Source organism: Photobacterium alginatilyticum, assembly GCF_009910675.1.
Taxonomy (GTDB): Bacteria; Pseudomonadota; Gammaproteobacteria; order Enterobacterales; family Vibrionaceae; genus Photobacterium; species Photobacterium alginatilyticum.
The window spans coordinates 18,270-42,008 of record NZ_RSEJ01000008.1 but is presented as its reverse complement, the minus strand read 5'-3'; the positions used below and the strand labels follow the sequence as shown (position 1 = coordinate 42,008).

The 23,739-nt window shown below is 49.4% G+C and carries 22 protein-coding genes; 20 read left to right on the top strand and 2 right to left on the bottom strand.

Annotation, left to right across the window (positions count from 1 at the left end):
* Window positions 1-9: 9 nt before the first annotated feature.
* Complete coding sequence (cmoA, locus tag EIZ48_RS09395; RefSeq protein WP_160650403.1) at window positions 10-738, bottom strand: carboxy-S-adenosyl-L-methionine synthase CmoA; 729 nt, start codon at window positions 736-738, stop codon at window positions 10-12.
* A gap of 545 nt (window positions 739-1,283) precedes the next feature.
* Between cmoA and EIZ48_RS09390 the strand changes: the two genes are divergently transcribed.
* Window positions 1,284-3,224, top strand: coding sequence for a methyl-accepting chemotaxis protein (locus tag EIZ48_RS09390; protein WP_160650401.1), 1,941 nt, complete (start codon window positions 1,284-1,286; stop codon window positions 3,222-3,224).
* 150 nt (window positions 3,225-3,374) lie between these two features.
* Here the strand turns inward: EIZ48_RS09390 and EIZ48_RS09385 are convergent, their stop codons facing one another.
* Window positions 3,375-4,220 (bottom strand): DUF72 domain-containing protein, encoded by an 846-nt coding sequence (locus EIZ48_RS09385; RefSeq protein WP_205298582.1) that lies wholly within the window; start codon window positions 4,218-4,220, stop codon window positions 3,375-3,377.
* Between the two features lie 371 nt (window positions 4,221-4,591).
* Between EIZ48_RS09385 and aspS the strand changes: the two genes are divergently transcribed.
* The 19 genes from aspS (at window position 4,592) to nadA (ending at window position 23,645) form a co-directional block, all read left to right on the top strand.
* Window positions 4,592-6,376: an aspartate--tRNA ligase gene (gene aspS / locus EIZ48_RS09380; protein WP_075768362.1), complete on the top strand. Its 1,785-nt coding sequence runs from the start codon at window positions 4,592-4,594 to the stop codon at window positions 6,374-6,376.
* A gap of 106 nt (window positions 6,377-6,482) precedes the next feature.
* On the top strand, window positions 6,483-7,226 hold the full coding sequence (locus tag EIZ48_RS09375) for a YebC/PmpR family DNA-binding transcriptional regulator (RefSeq protein WP_160650397.1): 744 nt from the start codon (window positions 6,483-6,485) through the stop codon (window positions 7,224-7,226).
* A gap of 53 nt (window positions 7,227-7,279) precedes the next feature.
* On the top strand, window positions 7,280-7,801 hold the full coding sequence (ruvC, locus tag EIZ48_RS09370; protein ID WP_075768364.1) for a crossover junction endodeoxyribonuclease RuvC: 522 nt from the start codon (window positions 7,280-7,282) through the stop codon (window positions 7,799-7,801).
* A 167-nt stretch (window positions 7,802-7,968) separates the two neighbouring features.
* Window positions 7,969-9,432 (top strand): methyl-accepting chemotaxis protein, encoded by a 1,464-nt coding sequence (locus EIZ48_RS09365; protein WP_160650395.1) that lies wholly within the window; start codon window positions 7,969-7,971, stop codon window positions 9,430-9,432.
* Window positions 9,433-9,526: 94 nt separating this feature from the next.
* The gene (ruvA, locus tag EIZ48_RS09360) at window positions 9,527-10,147 is read left to right on the top strand and encodes a Holliday junction branch migration protein RuvA (protein ID WP_160650394.1); all 621 of its coding nucleotides are present in this window, start codon (window positions 9,527-9,529) and stop codon (window positions 10,145-10,147) included.
* Between the two features lie 13 nt (window positions 10,148-10,160).
* Window positions 10,161-11,177: a Holliday junction branch migration DNA helicase RuvB gene (gene ruvB / locus EIZ48_RS09355; protein WP_160650392.1), complete on the top strand. Its 1,017-nt coding sequence runs from the start codon at window positions 10,161-10,163 to the stop codon at window positions 11,175-11,177.
* Window positions 11,178-11,690: 513 nt separating this feature from the next.
* Window positions 11,691-12,527, top strand: coding sequence for a MurR/RpiR family transcriptional regulator (locus tag EIZ48_RS09350; protein ID WP_240152917.1), 837 nt, complete (start codon window positions 11,691-11,693; stop codon window positions 12,525-12,527).
* Between the two features lie 1,051 nt (window positions 12,528-13,578).
* A complete protein-coding gene (cydA, locus tag EIZ48_RS09345; protein WP_160650388.1) occupies window positions 13,579-15,165 on the top strand; it encodes a cytochrome ubiquinol oxidase subunit I in 1,587 nt (528 codons plus the stop codon).
* 17 nt (window positions 15,166-15,182) lie between these two features.
* Window positions 15,183-16,319: a cytochrome d ubiquinol oxidase subunit II gene (gene cydB / locus EIZ48_RS09340; RefSeq protein ID WP_160650386.1), complete on the top strand. Its 1,137-nt coding sequence runs from the start codon at window positions 15,183-15,185 to the stop codon at window positions 16,317-16,319.
* Window positions 16,320-16,330: 11 nt separating this feature from the next.
* The gene (gene cydX, locus EIZ48_RS09335) at window positions 16,331-16,438 is read left to right on the top strand and encodes a cytochrome bd-I oxidase subunit CydX (RefSeq protein WP_075768376.1); all 108 of its coding nucleotides are present in this window, start codon (window positions 16,331-16,333) and stop codon (window positions 16,436-16,438) included.
* Complete coding sequence (ybgE, locus tag EIZ48_RS09330) at window positions 16,431-16,742, top strand: cyd operon protein YbgE (protein WP_160650384.1); 312 nt, start codon at window positions 16,431-16,433, stop codon at window positions 16,740-16,742. The genes cydX and ybgE overlap by 8 nt, the downstream gene beginning before the upstream one ends.
* A gap of 310 nt (window positions 16,743-17,052) precedes the next feature.
* Window positions 17,053-17,460, top strand: a complete 408-nt coding sequence (ybgC, locus tag EIZ48_RS09325; RefSeq protein WP_160650382.1) for a tol-pal system-associated acyl-CoA thioesterase — start codon at window positions 17,053-17,055, stop codon at window positions 17,458-17,460.
* Window positions 17,457-18,143, top strand: a complete 687-nt coding sequence (tolQ, locus tag EIZ48_RS09320) for a protein TolQ (protein ID WP_160650380.1) — start codon at window positions 17,457-17,459, stop codon at window positions 18,141-18,143. The genes ybgC and tolQ overlap by 4 nt, the downstream gene beginning before the upstream one ends.
* A 6-nt stretch (window positions 18,144-18,149) precedes the next feature.
* Window positions 18,150-18,596 (top strand): protein TolR, encoded by a 447-nt coding sequence (gene tolR, locus EIZ48_RS09315; RefSeq protein ID WP_075768380.1) that lies wholly within the window; start codon window positions 18,150-18,152, stop codon window positions 18,594-18,596.
* 12 nt (window positions 18,597-18,608) lie between these two features.
* On the top strand, window positions 18,609-19,715 hold the full coding sequence (tolA, locus tag EIZ48_RS09310; protein ID WP_160650379.1) for a cell envelope integrity protein TolA: 1,107 nt from the start codon (window positions 18,609-18,611) through the stop codon (window positions 19,713-19,715).
* Window positions 19,716-19,728: 13 nt separating this feature from the next.
* A complete protein-coding gene (tolB, locus tag EIZ48_RS09305) occupies window positions 19,729-21,075 on the top strand; it encodes a Tol-Pal system beta propeller repeat protein TolB (RefSeq protein ID WP_160650377.1) in 1,347 nt (448 codons plus the stop codon).
* A 37-nt stretch (window positions 21,076-21,112) separates the two neighbouring features.
* Window positions 21,113-21,652 (top strand): peptidoglycan-associated lipoprotein Pal, encoded by a 540-nt coding sequence (pal, locus tag EIZ48_RS09300; protein ID WP_160650375.1) that lies wholly within the window; start codon window positions 21,113-21,115, stop codon window positions 21,650-21,652.
* A gap of 16 nt (window positions 21,653-21,668) precedes the next feature.
* Window positions 21,669-22,427, top strand: a complete 759-nt coding sequence (gene ybgF / locus EIZ48_RS09295) for a tol-pal system protein YbgF (protein WP_075768384.1) — start codon at window positions 21,669-21,671, stop codon at window positions 22,425-22,427.
* Between the two features lie 156 nt (window positions 22,428-22,583).
* Entirely contained in the window at window positions 22,584-23,645 is a 1,062-nt protein-coding gene (gene nadA, locus EIZ48_RS09290; RefSeq protein ID WP_160650373.1) for a quinolinate synthase NadA, read from the top strand.
* Window positions 23,646-23,739: the final 94 nt, after the last annotated feature.

Here is a 23,739-nt window from a genome sequence, read left to right as displayed (position 1 = left end):
CGAAATACCTTATTTAATGGCGAACATAGAGCCGAAGTTGAAGCATTGGAACCAGACTTCAGAGCTGCTGAAACCGATATCGGCAAAGCGCTGCTTATGGGTGTCGATGCTATCAGGGCGCATGACATTTTCAATGGCACTGCGCTTTTGGCTGATTTCCAGCTCGCTGTAGCCATTGGCGCGTTTGAAATCGTGGTGGAGATCGATCAGCAGCTCGTGGGAGCGCTCATCGTCAAAAATGTACTTTTCAGACAGGATAAGGATGCCGCCGGGACGCAGGCCGGCAAAGATTTTTTCCAGTAGCGTCTGACGATCTTCCGGTACCAGAAACTGCAGAGTGAAGTTCAGTACCACAACCGAGGCATCGCTGATGTCAATGTCACGGATATCGGCCTCGATAACCTGCACCGGGGTATCAGAGCGATAGGCATCAATATGCAATCGGCAACGTTCAACCATGGCCGCAGAGTTGTCAACGGCAATGATCTCGCAACCTTCCTGGTTGATGTGGCGGCGCATAGACAAGGTTGCGGCGCCCAGGGAGCAGCCCAGATCATAGATTTTGGAGTGTGGCTTGGCAAAGCGCTCGGCCAGCATGCCGATTGCAGAGATGATATTGCTGTAGCCAGGTACAGAACGTTGGATCATATCCGGAAACACTTCAGCAACGCGTTCATCAAATGTGAAATCGCCGAGCTTTTCAATTGGCGCAGCAAAAATGTTGTCGTGGCCTGCCATTCTCACGAACCTCTTATCATGTATAAAGAACTGGGATCCTGATGTCATGGGTAATTATTGTCTTACCCTCGGGTGATCCTTCACCGCCTGAAAGGCCGCGTATTGTAGAGAAAATGCGGCCATTTGTCTTTAGTGATTTGCGACATTGGTTGGTTTGCCTGTTCCTGGCATTGGTATGCGCCTTGCTCGCATCATTGCATTTCGTGATAAGCCAGCCACATGGAGGCAGATAGAATCGATAACAACAAGCGATAATTAATAGGCTGGCCAAGTTGAGTTTTATTTAATTTTCCACATGATGGTTTTAATATTAATAATATGAAGTAGCAGGAATATTATGCAAATATATGTTCATTGGCCGTGTTGATTAATATAGGTGTAATACAACGCCAACTCTATGATACTTATTTGGTATTGTTGGCTGATATATTTTTCATTACTTTGAGGACTGTCAACTTTATGACTACTGTCATAATTTTGTTGGTTCTGTTTTCGTTATTAATCGTTACAGTGGTTTTGGTCGAATAGTAAAGAAAGGAAGTTCAATGAAACTACAACAACAATTAATAAGTGGCTTTGGCTTACTACTGATCTTATTGCTTGCATTATCTATTTCATCATTCTTTCGGTTCAGTACGACATTGGATGGGTTTGTTGAATACCGGGGGCTGGCAAAATCGAGTGTTTCCTCTGGCCGGATTCAGGCCAATATTTTAGAGGCGCGATTAGCAGCGAATAAATATATAAAAAACCAGTCAGACGATCTGAAGCAAGCGATTAACAATCGTATCGATACCGCCATGGGGCTGTTGGACCAGGAGCTGGCGGTTGAGTTAGAGCCGGAACTACGGCGTCGCTTCCAGGATATCAAAACGGGAGTTGAGAAGTATCAGCAAGGGTTTACTCAAGTAGAAGCATTAATAAAAGAGCGTCATCAAACCGTCGCTAACAGACTTGATCCTAATGGTTTAACCATGCGGAAAATGCTCACTGATATTGCACACACTGCATATGATGATGGTGATTTAGAAGCGGCTTTCTATTCCGGTGAATTGCAGGAAAGTGTCATGTTAGCACGGCTATATGTGACGAAATATTTGGTCAGCAATGAAATTGAAGACAAAGATCGAGCATTAGCTGAATTTAAAAAAATTAAACGTCGCGCTGGCTCGTTAATAAATCAAATTCAAAACCCTAAGCGAGTTGAGCTATTTAGAAAGTTTGAGAATGCCTTTTCTGCCTACCAGGTAGCATTTAACGATACGTCAGACATTATCGAAAAAAGAAATAGTTTGGTTGCTGAAGTTTTGGATGTGGTTGGCCGAGAATCGGCTGCCTCAATTGAAGAAATTAAATTGGAAGCTAAGAAGCACCAGGATGAAATTGGCCCGACACTGCAGAGTGATATCGTTAATGCCAAATATATATTAACTATTTTATCTATAGTCTCTGTCATTATTGGTTTGTTATCTGCTTTGTATATCTACAAAGGCGTGATGCGTGTTGTGGGTGGCGAACCGAGCCAGATTGCAGAGATGGTGAAGAAAGTCTCGGAAGGGGATCTCACCTCAGACTTTACCGTTAGCGGGAAAGAGACCGGCATTTATGCCAATACTATTGCTATGCACCGTGAATTGAAGCGAATAATTGCAGGCTTTCACTCCATTTCTGACAATGTCTCTTCGGCATCGGTTGAGCTGACGGCAGTGATGGCGGAGTCTAAAGCCAATTCGGAGCAGGAACTTGCCCAGGTTGAGCAGGTTGCTACGGCGGTAAATGAGTTATCCAGTACCGCGGCTGAGGTCAGTGCCAATGCTGCCAGCGCTGAAGAAGCGGCGAATGTGGCGGGAAGAAATGTTGCTGATGGCCAGCAGGCCCTGCAGCGTTCGGATAAGATTTCGGAACAAATTAATAGTTCGGTGCAAGAGTCGACACAAATTGTCAATCAGCTCAAAGACTACTCGAATGAAATTGGCAGTGTGGTTGATGTGATTAATGGTATCTCCGAGCAAACAAACCTCTTGGCACTGAATGCGGCTATTGAGGCGGCTCGGGCCGGAGAGCAGGGACGTGGGTTTGCTGTGGTCGCTGATGAGGTACGCTCGCTAGCGGCCAAGACGCAGCAGTCGACCATTGATATTCAAGAGATTATTTCCCAGCTTCAAAGTCAGGCTCAAAAAGCGGATGACTTTATGCAGTCCAATGCCGAGCTGATTGCAGAATCGCTGGTTATTACTCAGCAAGTCGGTGAGGCGTTTAGCAGTATTTCCAGCTCCGTCGCCCAGATATCGGAGCTCAATACCTTGGTCGCGACAGCTTCTGAAGAGCAGTCTGGCGTGACGAAAGAGATCTCCGAGAACGTTGAAACGACGTCTGAGATTGTCCATCAGAATGTCAGCGGCATTACCCAAAGTACCCATGCAAGCGAAGAGCTATCGCGTTTGTCCGAAGAGCAGAAGTCGCTGCTGGCGTACTTTAAGGTGTAGCTATTGAGCGCACTTGGTTGTCGCTAATAGCCACGATACTATGTTTAACCATTTGACGAGTAGCTCCTGCCATTGGCATGGGCTACTTTTTTGTGAGTGACTATATCGCCGCTAAAGGTGTTGATCGTCGCAACGCCTTGTTATTCCCGGTTATAACAAATCAAACTGCGGGTTGGCCTCGGCCTGCGGGGGAAGCTTGTGAGCCGGCAACCGGAGTGAACCGGACATCTGTTGTTGTAGTTGTGCGTAGAGACGGACGGCCAGTTCCGGAGCATGGTTGTTGTCGGGGGTATGGATAAACAGATAGGGCTGCTTGCCATTTTCCAGCCATGCGGGCAGGCGCTTAAGCCAGTTGGCAAAGAACGCATCATTGCTGGGATCGTCTGGATGGCCGATAAATCGGATCATCGGGTTTTCGGCTGTCGCAATGGCGTGTACCGGTACCCGCGGCTTTTTCTGATGGGCATCAATGACGGCCTCGGACGTTGGCAGGGCGGCAAAGACCGGGCGGCTGTCCATAATAATGCGGTTGGCCTTGTTATCGACCAGCAGCCGATTCAGCGCTGTTTCTTCTTGCCCTTTGGCAAAGAAAGCCGGATGGCGAACCTCGACACCACAGGTAAAGCGGGCAGGCAGTTTTTGCAGGAACTTTTCAAGTGCCGGCAGAGCCTGCGGGCCGAAGTGAGCAGGCAGCTGAATTTTCCACAGCCCGATCTTTTCTTCAAGCGGGCTCATCACCGTCAGAAAATCTGCCAACAGCTGATCACAATGCATCAACTGGTTCTGGTGGGTGATGGCTGACGGCAGCTTGAAGGTAAAGCGAAAATCATCCGGTGTCGCGTCATGCCATTTTCTGACTGTCGTGATGGCCGGCGTCGCGTAGAAAGTGGTATTGCCTTCAACGGTATCAAAGGTCTCTGCATAGCGGGCAAGACGCTCGCCGGTCTTGCAGCCTGTACCATACAGGCTTTGTTGCCAGTGGCTGTGGGACCACATGGCCAAACCAAGACGCAGCGGGCGGGCAGAAAGTACAGGCATAATCAAAACCGTGTATTTGGTTGAAATTGAATCAATGGCTGAGACGTCGAAATGCTGTTAATGATTCATTGTGAATAGTTTGTTTGCGATAAGTCAATCATCGCCCAAAAGAATAGGGGATTTTTGCTTGATTTCGGGGCGCTATTTTTCCTACAGTGACGTTTTTGCTTTATAATACCTCGTTATTTTTGCCTCTCGGCCAGTGTTAATCCCCTATTTCGGATAAAGATTGAGCATTCTGGGCCGGGATTGAATCAGCCTGTGAAGGAAAGTGACTAGCAAATCTAGTTCACCCACAGGATAGTAAGTAAACAGATCGGGAATTTCATATGCGCACCCAATATTGTGGTCACCTGAACAAGTCCCTAGCAGGACAAACAGTAGAGTTATGCGGCTGGGTTAATCGTCGCCGTGATTTAGGCGGTCTTATCTTCATCGATATGCGAGATCGTGAAGGTATTGTTCAGGTAGTTGTCGACCCGGATATGAAAGACGTATTTGAGGTGGCTAACCACCTGCGCAACGAATTCTGTATCCGCCTGACCGGTGAAGTACGTGTTCGCCCTGAAAGCCAGGTCAACAAAGACATGGCGACGGGTGAAGTAGAAGTCTTGGCTAGCGGCCTGGAAATCATCAACCGTTCAGATGTGTTGCCACTGGATTTTAACCAGAAGAATACTGAAGAGCAGCGCCTGAAGTATCGTTACCTTGATCTTCGTCGTCCGGAAATGAGTGATCGCATCAAGCTGCGCGCTAAAGCGTCTAGCTTTGTTCGTCGTTTCCTTGATGACAACGCGTTCCTGGATATCGAAACGCCGGTACTGACCAAAGCGACACCGGAAGGTGCCCGTGACTACCTGGTACCGAGCCGTGTTCACAAAGGCAGCTTCTACGCACTGCCACAGTCTCCGCAGCTATTTAAGCAGCTGCTGATGATGTCTGGCTTTGATCGCTACTACCAGATCGTAAAATGTTTCCGTGATGAAGATCTTCGTGCTGATCGTCAGCCTGAGTTCACCCAGATCGATATCGAAACGTCATTTATGTCTGCCGAGCAGGTACGTGACGTAACTGAGCGTATGATCACTGAAATGTGGCAGGAACTGCTGAATGTCGATTTGGGTACTTTCCCAATTATGCCATTCGAAGAAGCAATGCGTCGCTTCGGCTCAGACAAGCCGGATCTACGTAACCCGCTTGAGCTGGTAGACGTTGCTGATCTTGTTAAAGACGTTGACTTCAAAGTGTTCTCTGGCCCGGCTAACGACGAGAAAGGCCGTGTTGCCGTGATCCGTGTACCAGGCGGTGCTTCTCTGTCTCGTAAGCAAATTGACGAGTACGGTAAGTACGTGGGTATCTACGGTGCCAAAGGTCTGGCATGGATGAAGGTGAACGATCGCGAAGCGGGCTTCGACGGTGTTCAGTCTCCGGTTGCCAAGTTCCTGAGCGAAGATGTGGTTGCGGGTATTCTTGACCGTACCCAGGCGCAGACTGGCGACATCATTCTGTTTGGTGCTGACAAGAAGCGCATCGTTGACGAAGCGATGGGTGCACTACGTCTGAAGCTAGGTACTGATCTTGAGCTGACAGATACGTCTGCATGGGCTCCGCTATGGGTTGTTGACTTCCCGATGTTCGAAGAAGACGACGAAGGCAACCTGCATGCGATGCACCACCCGTTCACCTCTCCACTAGGCGTTAGCCCTGAAGAGCTGAAGGCAAGCCCGGCAACAACCAACTCCAATGCCTACGATATGGTTATCAACGGCTATGAAGTCGGTGGTGGTTCGGTACGTATCCACAACGCTGAAATGCAGTCGGCGGTATTTGACCTTCTGGGTATTGAAGCCGATGAGCAGAAGCTGAAGTTCGGCTTCCTGCTAGATGCGCTGAAGTTCGGTACACCTCCTCATGCTGGTCTGGCATTCGGTCTTGACCGTCTGGTGATGCTGCTGTGCGGTACCGAGAACATCCGTGACGTGATTGCATTCCCTAAAACAACAGCAGCATCTTGCCTGCTGACAGATGCGCCAAGCCTTGCTAACCCAGCGGCACTTGAAGAGCTGGCTGTGACAGTATCTGTTGCGAAAAAAGAAGAAGCGAACCAGGAATAATTGATTCGCATACTGGCCAGCCTTTGTCACCTTCAACGGTGGCAGGCTGGCCAGATTTATTTTTGTGAAACTTGAAGCCACTTAGACTACATATACGGAGCGTGTTATGGCAGGTCATAGTAAATTCGCCAACATCAAACACCGTAAAGCAGCACAGGATGCTAAACGCGGTAAGATTTTCACCAAGCTTATTCGTGAAATAGTCGTCGCGGCCAAAGAAGGCGGCGCAGAGCCAGAAAATAACCCGCGTCTGCGTGCCGCAGTCGATAAAGCGCTGTCAAACAACATGACGCGCGACACCATTAACCGTGCGGTTAGCCGCGGTGCTGGCGGCGAAGGTGACGAAGGGGTCGAAACTGTTATCTACGAAGGCTACGGCCCGGCAGGTACGGCAGTGATGGTTGAGTGTATGACAGACAACCGTAACCGTACGGTTTCAGGTGTGCGTCATGCATTTAGCAAGGCTGGTGGCAACCTGGGTACCGATGGTAGCGTAAGTTACCTGTTCGACAAAAAAGGGGTGATTTCTTACGCCCCGGGTCTGGACGAAGATGCGATTATGGAAGCAGCGCTGGAAGGCGGTGCTGATGATGTCGAAACCAATGATGATGGCTCAATCGACGTATTCACGACACCTGCAGATTTCGGTGCAGTGAAAGATGCGCTGGATGCAGCGGGTTTTGAAGCGGCCAATGCAGAAGTAACCCTTGTGCCCTCCACCAAGGCCGATCTGGATGCAGATACCGCACCTAAGCTGCTGCGCCTGATTGACGCGTTGGAAGATCTTGATGACGTTCAGGAAGTCTACCATAACGGTGACATCTCTGATGAGGTTGCAGCGCAGCTATAAGTTCATAAGAACTTTAGGCTTGCAGCAGCTTCCTTGCAAAGGAGCGTGACTGAATGTCAGTCATCCTAGGGATTGACCCCGGTTCGCGAATTACCGGTTACGGCGTAATTCGGCAAGTCGGGCGACACCTCGAATATCTCGGCAGCGGGTGCATTCGTACCTCTGTCGAAGATATTCCCGGCCGGTTAAAACAAATTTATGCCGGCGTATCAGAAGTTATCACTCAGTTTCAGCCTGATTTTTTTGCCATTGAAGAAGTGTTCATGGGCAAGAATGCCAGCTCGGCGCTTAAGCTCGGCCAGGCCCGCGGGAGCGCAATTGTTGCTGCCGTGAATGCCGACTTGCCGGTGAGCGAGTATGCCGCACGACTGATCAAGCAGGCGGTGGTTGGCAGCGGCGGGGCTGATAAGGCCCAGGTACAACATATGGTGTGTTCGGTATTAAAGCTGCCGGGCAAGCCCCAGGCGGATGCCGCCGATGCCTTGGCTGTGGCTATTTGCCATGCCCATACACACAAAACATTGATTGCGATGTCCGGTCAGGCACGCGGTGCTCGTCGTGGACGCTATCGATAATAAGTGTGATAACAAAGTGTTATCGATGTACTATCTCAGTTGCATAGTGATATCTTGATCAAAAAAGCAGCCATTGGCTGCTTTTTTCTTTTGTTAATTTATTGTTTCATGGCATATATTGGTCGGAGGTCATACTAGTGGTAATATTATTGATAAGGATGTGATAAATGACCCCACTGGCGATATGGCGAGCCATGTTCTTGCCCTCTTCGCATAGCTGGCAGGGAGAACACGCCCGCTATGTCGATACCCTTCTATTCTTCACCCTGTTGTCCTTCTTTGTTGGGTGCTACAGCTTACTAAAATGGTTTAATCACGATCACTCTCTGCTGGTCATGACATCAATGTTGCTTATCGGCTGCGAGCTGATGGCTGGTGTGATTTTACGCCTCGTACGTTCACCAGTTCTGGCCCTGAACATCGGCTTTTTCGGCATGGTTGTCCATGCGATGAATATTGTCTATCAGAGCGGCGGCATTGTGGTATCGACACAGTCATTCTGGATGCCGCTGTTGATTGTTGCCTTTTTTCTTGCGGCCAAGCCGATTATGGCAGCGATTTGGAGTATTACTGTGGTGATTGCATCGGCCTGGATGATTGGCCAGCACTTGTCCGGCTATGCTTTTCCGCACCTGGAACTGACCGAGGCGGCCGCGGCTGTTGAGGTGTGGTCAGGTATGCTGATGCCGCTGGTGGTGATTGGTATTGCACAGGCTTATACCGTCAGACAGCGGCAGGCTGCGATTCAGTCATCCGAGCAGGCCCAGCAGTCAAGCCAGTTGCTTGCCGAGCAGGCCCAGCAGGGGGAGCATCAGCTTTCCTCGGTATTGGCACAGGCCACAGACAACGCCACTCAGCTTGGTCGGGTTGCCGAGCAGTTAGAACAACAGTCGGGCAGTCTCCATCAGCAAGTTACTGATCTGAATCTAAACTGTGACTCGCAGGCCAGTGCGGCTGAGCAAATGAGCCAGCAGTTGGCGCAGATGACCTCAGGGATAGATGAGTCAGACCGTTTTGTCGGTGAGCTGAAAAATCGCAGCGAGACCATTCGTGCCCAGGCCGAGAAGAGTTCGACCTCGCTGAGCGCATCTACCGAGGCGATAGCCCAGATCCTGCGCAGTAACGACGAGATCATGTCGGTTGCCGATCTTATTACATCGGTGGCGGAGCAGACCAACTTGCTGGCACTTAATGCTGCCATTGAAGCCGCGAGGGCCGGTGATCAGGGCCGGGGCTTCGCCGTGGTTGCCGATCAGGTGCGTGAGTTGTCCGCTAAAAGCAACAGCTCGGCTGTCGAGATCCGCACCTTGCTGGATAAAAGCCGGCAGGAAGTCCAGCACGGACAGGCGGTGATAGAGGCCAGCGCCAATGAACTGTCTGGGATCATCGAACAGGTGGGGAGCATCTCGGGCGATGTGAACAAACTGGCAGAAATTATCGGCCATCAGGTCTATGCCCTGAAAGAACTCAATACGGCCAGCAGCAATGTCGCTAATGGTGTGGTGGAGACCAATCAGGTTTCCGACTTGGTTGCCACGCAGGGCACCCAGTTGACCGAGTTGGTGGAAACACTAAAGACACTGGCAGATAGCCTCAATGCGGTGGTGTCTGTAAAGCCCCAAGCGTACTGATCCTCGCCGGGATAACCTGAAAAAAGAGCTGGATATATATCCAGCTCTTTACTATCCTAAAGCCTATTTTGTGAATCAATAAAGAGATGTTGCTGTGATAGGCCGACTACGTGGAACGATTTTAGAAAAGCAACCGCCTGAAGTACTGCTTGAAGTGGGTGGTATTGGCTATGAAGTACAGATGCCGATGAGTTGTTTTTATGAACTGCCGGAAGTTGGTCAGGAAGCGGTGATCTCCACGCATTTTATCGTTCGTGAAGATGCCCAGCTACTTTACGGCTTCAACAAAAAAAGCGAGCGAGAACTGTTCCGTGAAGTGATAAAAGCCAACGGTGTCGGGCCCAAGCTGGGACTGGCTATTTTGTCGGCGATGACCGCCAGCCAGTTTGTGCTTAGTGTGGAAAATGAAGACATCACGACTCTGGTGAAGATCCCGGGCGTGGGCAAGAAAACTGCCGAGCGTCTGGTGGTTGAAATGAAAGATCGTCTGAAAGGCTGGGGCGAGGGTGACTTGTTCACACCAGCTCTTGATTCGGCAGCATCTAATGCGCCGGTTGAAGATCATTCGGCTGCCCGTGCAGAAGACGAAGCGGTGAGTGCGTTGATTGCGCTGGGTTATAAACCTCAGCAGGCATCGAAAGTGGTGTCTCAGATCGCACAGCCAGACATGACTAGCGAAGCGATAATCCGCGATGCACTGCGCTCCATGGTTTAAGGTGTAATATCTGATGATTGAAGCCGATCGACTCGTTTCGAATGATTTTCCGGTTAGTCGCGAAGATGACATTATTGATCGCGCGATTCGCCCCAAGCTGCTGGATGATTATCAGGGGCAGGATCATGTCCGTGATCAGATGGAAATCTTCATCAAAGCGGCCAAGCTTCGTGATGAGGCGCTGGATCACCTGTTGATCTTTGGCCCTCCCGGGCTGGGTAAAACAACATTGGCGAACATTGTTGCCAATGAGATGGGGGTGAGTATCCGGACGACCTCTGGCCCGGTTCTGGAAAAGGCGGGCGATCTTGCGGCATTGCTGACCAACCTTGAAGAGAACGATGTCCTTTTCATCGATGAAATCCACCGTTTGAGCCCCCAGGTCGAAGAAGTCTTATATCCGGCGATGGAAGATTACCAGCTGGATATCATGATAGGCGAGGGGCCGGCAGCACGTTCAATCAAAATTGACTTGCCGCCTTTTACCCTGATTGGTGCGACAACACGTGCAGGCTCGCTGACGTCACCGCTGCGTGACCGTTTCGGTATCACCCAGCGGCTTGAGTACTACAAGGTTGACGATCTGAAAGACATCGTTCGGCGCAGTGCCAACTGCCTGGGTCTGTCGATGGAAGAAGCAGGTGCGATGGAGATGGCGATGCGTGCTCGTGGTACACCACGTATAGCCAACCGTTTGTTGCGCCGTGTCCGTGATTATGCAGAGGTTAAAGGCAATGGCCATATCTGCCCGGATATTGCAGCCAAGGCACTGGATATGCTGGATGTCGACAGCAGTGGCTTTGACTACATGGATCGTAAGTTACTAATGGCGATTATCGATAAGTTTATGGGCGGTCCCGTCGGTTTGGATAACCTGGCGGCAGCGATTGGTGAAGAGAAAGATACCATTGAAGATGTGCTGGAGCCTTATTTGATCCAGCAGGGCTTTTTGCAACGTACTCCTCGTGGGCGCATTGCGACCCAGCGTGCGTATCTGCACTTTGGTTTGGATCTTCCCGAAACGCGTTAATCCTATCTACTGAACTGTTGATATAGAACGAGGCCCGGTGGCCTCGTTTTTGTTCTCATCGTATGTGGTTACAACTGAGTAAAGCCTGCTGCACGCTACTTATTGACGGCAGCGTCGATGATTTTATGGAACAAAGGGGCGTCGGAGTAATATACCCAAGCTACCTCAAGATGCTCGTTTCAGCGAGAATTACTTGGCTTGTAGGCTAGGCACCGATTAGAAAATCTAGTGGCTCTAAATTAATAATCGGTAACAACGCATAGAAGCCCCTATCAATTTAATAGAACTGGAACTCGCCCTTTGGGAGTGAGCCAGCGAACCCATTTCTGTGTCAAATAACGTTGAAAGGGAGAAGCTATTCCTACCGTCATTTTCCTTGAACTGAGCTCGCTGGTCTCACTCTGAATCCTGCATCTTGAGGTAGCTTGGGTATACTTCACAATAAATGGAGCTCATGGGAAAATCACTGCAACGAATCCGAGTCAGTCGATAGCCAGAGGTAGAAGGATGGTTATGCAATATATTCCGGCAAAAGCAGGGACAGTGCTTGATATGATGGGCAGTCTGTATGAGAGCCTGACTCCATCAGCAAGACGTATATCTGATTTTGTCTTGGCCAATCCTGCTGAAGTCACCAAGTTGTCCATTGCGGAATTGTCTCAAGCGGGCAATGTCGGTGAGGCGACGATTATTCGATTTTGCCGGACGCTTGGTTTTAAAGGGTTTCAGGACTTTAAGATGGAGCTGGCCATTGAGCTTTCCAGCCAGAGCAAAAACGAGAAATCGATTCGTGATACCGATGTTACCGCAGAAGATGATGCCGAGCTGATCGGACAGAAACTGCAGACCACGATAAACAGTGTATTAGCCGAAACACTTAACTTGCTCGATTTTACGACGTTAGAGAAAGTGGCTGAGCAAATTCGCGCCTCCCGGGCTGTTTATTTCTTTGGTGTCGGCTCGTCCGGTATTACGGCAGAGGATGCCAAGAATAAATTTATGCGGATTGGCTACAATGTGGATGCACTGACCAATAATCACTTCATGTATATGAAGGCCGCGTTGCTGCAGCCCGATGATTTGGCAATAGGTGTGAGCCATTCAGGTAGCTCTGCCGAAACCGCCAAAGCGCTGAAACTGGCAAAAGAAGCCGGTGCCAAGACCGTTGCGATAACCCACAATCCGCGCTCGACCATTACAGAGCATGCTGACTGGGTGCTGGTGAACGGTAACCGCCAGGGCAAACTGCAGAGGGACTCCATTGGTACCAAGATCTCTCAGTTGTTTGTATTGGATTTGGTGTATACGCTGCTGGTCAGAGATGACGTTTCCGGTGGTCAAGGTACATAAAAGTTTATTGGCCGCCAGTGCATTGGGATAGCCTTTTATCTTCTGTGAGCCGGTTGGACTACAGCGAGCAGGCATAAAAAAACGAGGCCCGATGGCCTCGTTTTTTGTTTTTGCTAATCCCAGAGCATATTAATCGCTTAACGTGTTCCTGTTCCGTTTACATTACGTTGACAATTCACACAGTGGCCTTGAGCCCTTCGAGTTTTGCCAAGTGAGTTAACGGCGATTAATGGGGCGTTTTTAGCCCAATTTAATGATTGCTTTTGTACAACTCGGCAAAGCTTGGTTGGTACAGGGCAATCACTTTTTCAAAAATACGAGCCATAACTACTTCCTCAATCTAAAAACAATTCTGATGGGGAAACAGCTTACAACCCGCCTAAAAGACGTCTTTTACTGTCTGGGCGGCTTAATCTGTTTCTGACGCTGATTATAGATATTTATTTGTCATGCAAAAGCGAGATAAATTCTGTTTTGGCATTAATTTTTCTAATCTGAAATATTATGCCTATGTTCTCGCATATTCATGTTTTATAGCTTTTATAGAGAGTTGCCTGAGTGATTTATTGATACTGTGATCTCGATAGGCCTGTTTTTTCTAAGCCATTTTTCTGATGAATATGACGATTTAAAACAGATTGTGACCATGTATTAACTGGTCGTTTTTAGTATGAAAGATCGTGTTTTTTCCTATTCACAGAGAGATTTATCTAGTTGAGGCTTTAGTTGATCTAAATCAAATAAAATTGACGTGTATAAATATTGAGCAGTGTTTCTTGATATTTATCAAAGCAAATTGTGAGATAAATAGATTGAGCAGGGCGAATAATATCAGTAATATTAGCAATGACTTTATTAGCTGTAGCTTAACAACAAATTAACTAATTTGGCACATGACTGCAACATAGAAAGGAAGCCATTGATTCATAAAAAAATGGCTACCAGGAAGGTGACCTAAATAAGCGGTTTGTAAGCTACATTTTGCTAGCCCAACCATTGGTACACAGTGTAGTACTGTCGTCAGTCAGCCTGGCGAAAAAAGGAGTTCTCAATGTTCACTGATATCGTCGAACTATCGCGGTTACAGTTCGCATTAACTGCGATGTATCACTTTTTGTTCGTCCCCCTGACTCTTGGTATGGCGTTCCTGCTTGCCATCATGGAGTCGGTTTATGTAATGACCGGAAAGCAAATCTACAAGGACATGACTAAGTTCTGGGGTAAGCTTTTCGCCATCAACTTTGCCCTGGGTGTATCCACGGGTCTAACCATGGAGTTTCAGTTCGGTACGAACTGGGCTTACTACTCCCACTACGTAGGTGATATCTTCGGTGCCCCGCTGGCTATCGAAGCGCTGATTGCCTTCTTCCTTGAATCTACTCTTGTCGGCCTGTTCTTCTTCGGCTGGGATCGCCTGTCTAAGCGTCAGCACCTTGCTGTAACTTGGTTGGTGGCTCTTGGTTCCAACTTCTCGGCATTGTGGATCCTTATCGCAAACGGCTGGATGCAGAACCCTGTGGGTGCAGAGTTCAACTTCGAAACCATGCGTATGGAAATGGTGAGTTTTGCCGAAGTGGTGATGAACCCCGTTGCCCAGGTGAAATTTGTTCACACCGTCGCGTCTGGCTATGTCTGCGGTGCAATGTTCATCATGGGTATCAGTGCCTACTACCTGCTGAAAGGGCGCGATATTCCGTTTGCTCGCCGTTCTTTCGCAATTGCCGCTTCTTTCGGTATGGCGTCAATTCTGTCGGTTATCGTGCTGGGTGACGAATCTGGTTATGAGCTGGGTGACGTACAGAAAACCAAGCTGGCTGCTATCGAAGCCGAATGGCACACAGAAGAAGCCCCGGCAGCGTTTACGCTATTTGGTGTACCTAACCAGGAAACCATGGAAACGGACTTCGCGATTAAGATCCCTTATGTGATGGGGATTATCGCTACGCGTTCTTTTGACACCGAAGTGACTGGTCTTCGCGATCTTAAGGACGAGCACGAAGTGCGTATCCGTAACGGTATGGTCGCCTACGGTCTGCTAGAGAAGCTGCGTGCCGGTGAGAAGACACCTGAGAACATTGCAGCCTTCGATGAAGTGAAGCATGACCTGGGTTATGGCCTGCTACTTAAGCCGTACGCTGACAATGTAGTTGACGCGACAGAAGCCGATATTGCACAGGCGGCAGATGATTCAATCCCGACAGTTTGGCCGCTATTCTGGAGCTTCCGTATTATGGTGGCTTGTGGCTTTATTATGCTGGGTATTATTGGTGCCGCATTTATTCAGACTTGCCGTCATAAGATCACGGGTAACAAGTGGGTACTAAAAGCTGCACTTTTCGGTATTCCGCTACCTTGGATCGCTATCGAAGCGGGCTGGTTCGTTGCTGAATATGGTCGTCAGCCTTGGGCGGTGGGTGAAATTCTGCCGGTATCAATGGCCGTGTCGAACCTTCAGGCCTCTGACATCATTACTTCCATGTTGGCTATTATCGCCTTGTACACCGTGTTCCTGATCGCTGAGATGTACCTGATGATCAAGTTCGCTCGTCTGGGTCCAAGCAGCCTGAAAACAGGTCGTTACCACTTTGAAACAACCGATGCACCGCAGAATGTGGTATCGCGTCAGGTTGAAGCGTAATCAGGGAGAATTAGGCAATGTTTGAATATGAAGTATTGCGATTTATCTGGTGGGTGCTGATCGGTGTGCTATGCATCGGCTTTGCAGTCACGGATGGTTTTGACATGGGTGTTGGTGTTCTGTCCCGAATCATTGGTAAAACAGACACTGAGCGCCGAGTAATGATTAACTCGATCGCCCCGCACTGGGACGGTAACCAGGTTTGGCTGATCACCGCGGGTGGTGCGCTATTTGCGGCATGGCCACTGGTTTATGCAACGGCATTTTCTGGCTTCTATTTTGCCATGATCATCACGTTGGCTGCACTTTGGCTACGTCCGATTGGTTTCGATTACCGTTCGAAAATTGAAAACCCACAGTGGCGTGAAACATGGGACAAGGCGATCTTTATCGGTAGCTTCGTACCACCTGTGATCTTCGGTGTAGCTTTCGGTAACCTGCTGCAGGGTGTTCCGTTCGAGCTAAGCGATCTGTTGATCCCTACCTATACCGGTTCGTTCTTCGCGTTGCTTAACCCGTTCGCACTATTGTGCGGCATCGTGAGCATCCTGATGATCACCACCCAAGGCGCAGCGTACCTGCAGATGAAGACATCTGATGCGATCCGTGAGCGTGCTCGCCGCGTCGCAATGATCACTTCGATCGGTACAGCAGTGTGCTTTGCAATTGCCGGCTTCTGGGCTCAGAGCATTGAAGGTTATGTGATCACCTCTGAGATCATGACCAATGCGCCATCTAACCCTCTGACCAAAGAAGTAATGCGTCAGTCTGGTGCACTGTTTGCTAACTTTGATGCCTATCCGTTGCTATGGATTGCGCCGGCACTGGCGGTATTCATGCCATTGCTGACAGTACTGGCTTCACGTGCGAACAGCGGTGCGCTGGCATTTATCACCTCTAGCCTGACAATGGCGGGGGTGATTCTGACAGCAGGTTTTGCACTATTCCCGTTCATCATGCCTTCAAGCACGGTTCCTAACCACAGCCTGACAATGTGGGATGCGACGTCATCTGAGCTGACGCTGAACATCATGACGGGTGTTGCGGCGGTAATGGTACCGATTATCCTGGCATACACCTCATGGTGTTATTACAAAATGTTTGGCCGTCTTGATAATAAATATATCGAAGACAACAAGACTTCACTGTACTAAGGAGACAGACTATGTGGTATTTCGCTTGGATTCTAGGTGTTCTGCTAGCCTGCTCTTTCGGTATCATCAATGCCCTGTGGCTTGAGACAACCGAAAATATGGATGAGAACGGTGAGTAAAGTTAATCACTGGGTGAAGGGTACTCACCTGTTATTGGATAACGGGCTATTGCGCCTGGTATCCATGGTGCTGTCATTATCGGCGGCAGGTCTGGTGATATGGGAACCCACACTCTTTGCCCAGGCGATTGGTGGATTCGGGCCGGTGATCTCACCAGCCCTGATATGGGCGACATGTACAGCAATGATTTATGGTGTGGGTTTCGTACCGCGCCGTTGGTACTGGCAGGTGTTCTTCACTCCGTATCTGGCATTGCCGATTTTGTCCTATATCATGTGGTTACGTCTGTTTCCTTCGGTGTAATCGCCGAAACAGACAGATAACGATAATTCACACAATGAAACAGCCCATTACAAAACAGTAGTGGGCTGTTTTTTTATACGTCTGTTAGTGTTTGTTGCCCAGATAAGTGTGCAAAATGCATATACTGACACGAATTATGCAGTGTTGCCGGTAACGAAATGACAAGCTTGTCAAAAAATCATCGCTTTTGTGAGTGTTAGTAAATGTGGCGTTTTATAAAGCTGCGCAACTTCGGTATAGTAAGCGATTATTTGAAGACCGGGCGAGTACCTGACGGGTACTGGCTGTCATGTGATTGCATGGATATCTGATGACCGAAGAAAGTGCCTTTGAGTGGCCAATCACTATTTATTATGAAGATACCGATGTAGGTGGGATTGTTTACCATGCCAACTACCTGAAATTCTTTGAGCGGGCGAGAACGGAACTCTTCCGCAGTCATGATGTCAGTTTACAGGCATTATTTGCACAGAATGTTAGCTTTGTGGTGCGCCATATGGATATTGACTTCCTGAAAGGCGCCAAGCTCGATGAACGGCTGGTGGTCAGGACATGGCCGGTTAAAATTCGCCGGGCCTCGATCGTATTTTGTCAGGTTTTAGTTAACAATGCCGGCCAAACCTTGTGCAAAGCGATGGTTCAGGTAGCCTGTGTGCATCCTGAATCCATGAAACCTATTCAGATCCCAGAAAATATTAAGTCGGAGATATCTAAGTGACTGCTGAACTATCGATTTTAGATCTTTTTTTACAGGCCAGCCTGCTTGTTAAGATCGTGATGCTTATCCTGCTAGGTATGTCTGTCGTTTCCTGGGCGATGATCATCAAGCGCTCATCGGTTCTGTCGGATGCCGCCTCCAAGGCTGAACGCTTTGAAGACCGTTTCTGGTCGGGCATTGATTTGTCACAGCTTTACCAGGAAGTGCAGGCAAGAAAAGACAACCTGACAGGCTCAGAGCAGATTTTCCACGCCGGTTTTAAAGAATTCGCCCGTCTGCACCGCAGCAATGGCAAAGTGCCTGAAGCGGTGATGGAAGGAACGGGACGTGCAATGCGTGTTGCCCTGTCTCGTGAAGTGGATGATATGGAAACCAATCTGCCGTTCCTGGCAACGGTGGGTTCAATCAGCCCGTATATCGGCCTGTTCGGTACGGTATGGGGTATTATGCACGCCTTTATTGCGCTGGGCGCGGTAAAACAGGCGACACTGGCCATGGTGGCTCCGGGTATTGCTGAGGCCTTGGTGGCAACGGCAATGGGCTTGTTTGCTGCAATCCCTGCGGTGATGTTCTACAACAAGTTGACCAACCAGGTGTCGAAGCTAGAGCACACCTATGCCACTTTCATGGAAGAGTTCTCAAGTATTCTACACCGCCAGGCATTTGCCGCTGCGCAGGAGTAATAAGCAATGGCTTATCAACCGAAAAAGCGCAAAATGACGGCGGAGATCAACGTCGTACCTTATATCGATGTGATGTTGGTACTGTTGATCATCTTCATGGTAACAGCCCCTTTCGTGACTCAGGGGGTCGATGTCGAGTTGCCGTCCACCCAGACGGCGAAGACAGCAGCTGAGCTGGTCGGTGATGAAAACAGCAATGCACCGATCATTGTTGAAGTCGATCAGGATGGCAATCTGGGCCTGAGCGTCGATAACGGCGACATGCTTCGCGGCCTCAGACTGAATGATCTGCTTACCCGGGTCAGGGCTGAGCTTCAGCTGAATCCAAAATCGACCGTCCTGGTCGGCGGTGACAGCCGTGCACCTTACTCTTACATTATTGAGACGCTTGATGCACTGAATCAGGCCGGAGTAGGTTCTGTAGGTTTGATGACCGAACCTTTAGAGAAGTAGGCAGGCTTGCGGATGAAAAACAATAATTACAGCGCTGCCGTCATTATATCGTTACTTCTTCATGGTTTATTGTTAGCGGCTTTGTTATGGGGAACGGATTTCACCATGGACAAGCCAAAGACATCGGGTAATACGATCAAAGCGGTTGTTGTCGACCCGGCGTTGGTGAATCAGCAGGCCAAGCAGATCCGCCAGCAACGTGATGCGGCGAAAAAAGCCGAGCAGGATCGCCTGAAGCGACTTGAACAACAGGCTGCCGCGCTAGAACAGCAACGCCAGGCTGAAGAGAACAAGTTGCGCCAGCTGAAAGCTGACAAGCTCAAGGCTGAAAAAGAGGCCCGTGCTGCAGAAGCTGAACGCAAACGTGTTGCTGCCGAGCAGAAGAAAGTGGCTGCGGCAAAACGCAAGGCGGAAGAAGAGAAGCGCAAAGCTGACGAAGCAGCCCGCATCTCTCGGGAGAAAGCGGCCAAAGCGGAAGCAGAGCGTAAGAAACAGTTAGCCCAGCAGCGCAAGGCCGAGGAAGCCAAACGCAAAGCTGAAGAGCAAAAACGTCAGGCGGAAGCCGCTGCCCGTAAGGCAGAAGAAGAGCGTCAGGCAAAACTCGCCGCCAAGAAAAAAGCGGAAGAGGAAGCCCGCAAAGCTGAAGAAGAGCGTAATGCGAAAATAGCAGCGAGGAAGAAAGCCGAAGCTGAAGCTCGCAAGGCAGAAGCTGCCCGTAAGGAAGCCGAGCGTAAAGCGGCGGAAGCCCGCGAGAAACAGAAACAACAGGAAGCGGCCCTCAACGATATGTTCGCGGGGCTGGAAGCCGAAACTGAGCAGCGCGGCGGTGCCCGAGGCCAGTTTATTAACGATGAATCCCAGCGTTATGGTGCTATCTTCAAACAAATGATTGAACAGAACTTGCTGGTTGATCAGACCTTCATTGGTAAAGAGTGTGTAATTCGCATGCGTTTATCTACTAATGGTCTGGTACTGGATGCCTCAAATGATGGCGGTGACGCAGCGTTATGCCGTGCAGCCAAAGCTGCTGTGGTAAAAGTGAGCCAGTTCCCGATGCCGGAAGACCCGGCTGTGATTGAAAAAGTTCGCAGTATTCGATTAACAGTAAGCCCACAATGATGAAGGAGTAGTTATGAAACGTTGGATTATGGGCTTGTGTATTGCTCTTCTGAGTTTTAGCCAAGTCGCACAAGCAGAATTGGAATTGGTGATCACTGAAGGTATTGATTCTGCCCGTCCGATAGGTGTGGTGCCGTTCCAGTGGGAAGGCGAAGGCAAAATGCCGTCGGATATTTCTGCGGTAATTGCATCGGATTTGCGCCGCAGCGGTAAATTCAGCCCGGTCGCGACCAGTAAAATGCCACAGACGCCATATAGCGAAGATCAGGTCGATTATAATGCCTGGACATCGCTAGGGGTTGATGCGCTGGTAACAGGTAAAGTTAGCCTGAATGCCGACGGCAATTATGTGATTAACTACCAGCTGGTAGACGTGGTGCGAGGCCAGTTGACCAGTGGCGAAAGCCGAGGTCTGGAAAATGGCGAACTGGTACTGACCAAAGATCATTTGCTGGTCAATAACCGTGCGACTGTTAAAGAGAGCCGTCTGCGTCAGTACGCTCACCGAATTTCTGATGTTGTCTATGAAAAACTGACAGGCGAGAAGGGTGCATTCTTGACTCGTATTGCTTATGTGGTGATTGACGATAAGGCCAAGTATCCGTACCAGCTACGTATTGCCGACTATGATGGTTTCAACGAGCGTTTGGTACTGAAATCACAGCAGCCGCTGATGTCACCATCATGGTCGCCGGATGGCAGCAAGCTGGCCTATGTCAGCTTTGAAAACAAGCAGGCACAGATTTTCGTGATGGACATTTATAAGGGTAGCCGCGAGATGGTTGCGTCTTTCCCGCGTCACAATGGTTCACCACGTTTCTCGCCAGATGGCAAAAAACTTGCCATGGTGCTGTCTAAGAGTGGCAGCTTGCAGATCTACATTTTGGATCTGGAAACGAAAAAAATGACCCAAGTTACCCGTGGTCGGGCCAATAATACCGAGGCATTTTGGGATCCAAATGGTCAGTCTATGATCTTTACCTCAGACAGAGGTGGTAAACCCCAGATATATCGAGTAAATTTAGCAGATGGTTCGACCGAACGCCTAACTTGGCAAGGAAGTCAGAATCTGGGTGGTCAATTGACGCCTGATGGACGGTTCCTGGTAATGGTACACAGATCAGACTCTGGGTATAACATTGCCAAACAAGATCTGAAAACAGGTGCGCTTCAAATTTTAACGAAGACATTTTTGGATGAGTCGCCAAGTATTGCACCGAATGGCGGTATGGTGATATACAGCTCAGTTAATGATAAATCCAACGAGCTGTCGTTAGTGTCGATTGACGGGCGCTTTAAGGCACGATTACCTGCGACGAACGGGCGGGTTCGGGCTCCATCCTGGGGGCCGTTCCTCTAACGTTCACCGTAATTAGCGATATAAAAGGAAAAAAATAATGCAACTGAACAAAGTTCTAAAGGGGCTGGCAATTGCGCTGCCAATGATCACTCTTGCTGCGTGTAGTTCAACAGAAAGCACTGATAGCTCAGCTGCGTCTGAGTCAACTACTGGTACAGGTACTACTGCTACTGAGCAAACTACAGTTGCAACACCAGTAGAATCAGGTTCTGCAGCAATGTCTGAGCAGGAGCTACGCAGCCAGCAGCTACGTCAGGAGCAAACTGTATACTTCAAGTTTGACAACGCTGAAATTCAGCCTGACTACCAGGAAATGCTAACGGCTCACGCTGATTACCTGCGTGACAACACAGCAGTTAAAGTGATTGTTGAAGGTCATGCTGATGAGCGCGGCACGCCAGAGTACAACATTGCACTGGGCGAGCGTCGTGCGGCAGCCGTTGCTAAATACCTTCAGGCTCTAGGTGTTTCTGCAAGCCAAATCTCAATTGTCAGCTACGGTGAGGAAAAGCCTTTGGTACTAGGCCACTCTGAAGCTGACTATGCTAAGAACCGTCGTTCGGTTCTAGTTTACTAATTTATAGGTAAACACGATGAACAGTAACAAAATGCGGACCCTCGCGTTGACGTTGCTGGTTGGTGCGGCGACCCAGGTGGTCGCCGCACCTGCTCCTGTTACCGAACTAAACGGTAACAGTGCACAGGGCGGAGATAATAGCCTTGCGCGTTTGGAGCGTATGATTGAGGCGCGAAACCAGGTGCAGATTGATATGCAGCGTCAGCTGGATCAGCTTGCATCTGAAATGGATGAACTGCGCGGTCTTGTCGAGCGCAATAGCTATGACCTGAGTCAGATGCTTGAGCGACAGCGAGAATTGTACCGTGAGGTTGATGCACTTAGCCGCCAGCCTCAGAAAGAAGTCGACGAAACGTCAGATTCCACTCCGGCTTCTACTGAGACGTACACCAGTAACGTGAGTGAAAACGAAGCCTATGAAAGCGCCGTTAACCTGATCCTCAAGGAAAAAGATTATCCTGGTGCGGTCAAGGCATTTCAGGCGTTCTTGTCGGCTTATCCTGAGTCTGTGTACAAGCCCAATGCCCACTACTGGCTAGGTCAGCTGTACTTTACTCAAAGTCAGCTGAAAGAGGCTGGTGAGCAGTTTACGGCTGTGGCCAGTTTCAGTGACTCTAACAAGCGGGCTGATGCCATGCTGAAGCTTGGCGTGATCGCCGAGCGGAGCAAAAAGCCGGATGAAGCCAAGAAGTATTACCAGCAGGTAATTGAGCTTTACCCTGGCTCGACCAGTTCCCGCCAGGCTGAGAAAAACCTCAAGGCGCTTGCTAAGTAGCCATGGTGCAGTCATTGATAAAGGCCAGTTTTTACTGGCCTTTTTTGTATCTGTAACGAAACAGTAACAGTGTGATTGCCAGAAAGGTGATTATTTCGATGTTTGCGGTGTATAATGCTCGGATTAGTAAGGACGAGCTGATAGAGCAATCGAGAAATGAGCCTGACATTTGATCCCTCAGAAATGGTGTATCCGTTTCCACCGAAGCCAACGCCGCTGACTATTGATGAGCAGCTGGCATACAAAGAGAAAATCAAAGCCCTGTTGAAGGAAAAAGACGCGGTTTTGGTTGCCCATTATTATACTGACCCTGAAATCCAGGCACTGGCCGAAGAGACCGGTGGATTTGTCGGTGACTCTTTGGAGATGGCCAAATTCGGTAACCAGCATCCGGCGAAAACCCTGGTAATTTGCGGTGTTCGTTTTATGGGAGAGTCGGCAAAAATTTTGACACCGGAAAAGCGGGTGTTGATGCCGACGCTTGAAGCCGAATGTTCTCTGGATCTTGGTTGCCCGGCAGACAAGTTTACCGAGTTTTGCGATGCCCACCCTGATCATACAGTGGTTGTCTACGCTAACACCTCTGCGGCGGTAAAAGCGCGTGCCGACTGGGTTGTTACCTCTAGTATTGCGCTGGAGATTGTCGAGCATCTCGATAGCGAGGGCAAAGACATTATCTGGGGCCCGGACCGCCACCTTGGTTCTTACATCCAGAAGCAAACAGGCGCTGAAATGCTCTTGTGGCAGGGCGAGTGCGTGGTTCACGATGAATTCTCGTCCAAAGCGCTGCGTGATATGAAGAACCTATACCCAGATGCGGCTATCTTGGTTCACCCTGAGTCACCAGCATCTGTTGTGGCGCTGGCTGATGCGGTTGGCTCGACAAGCCAGCTGATCAAGGCGGCGAAAACCTTGCCGAACAAGCAGCTGATTGTGGCAACCGACAAAGGTATCTTCTTTAAGATGCAGCAGATGGTCCCTGACAAGGAATTGATCGAGGCACCCACTGCGGGGGCCGGTGCAACCTGTCGTAGCTGTGCCCACTGTCCGTGGATGGCAATGAACGGTCTTCAGGCTATCGAGCAAGGTCTGCGTGAAGGCGGCGAGCAACATGAAATTTTTGTTGATGAGTCACTGCGTGAAAAATCACTTATCCCGTTGAATCGTATGCTGGACTTTGCTGCTGAGCTGCAATTGAAAGTGAAGGGCAACGCGTAATATTATTGCAGAATAATTAAGATGAGAATGGCGACCTTATGGTCGCCATTTTTATCGGCTATAGTTCGACAGTTATTAAGACTGGTATAACAAG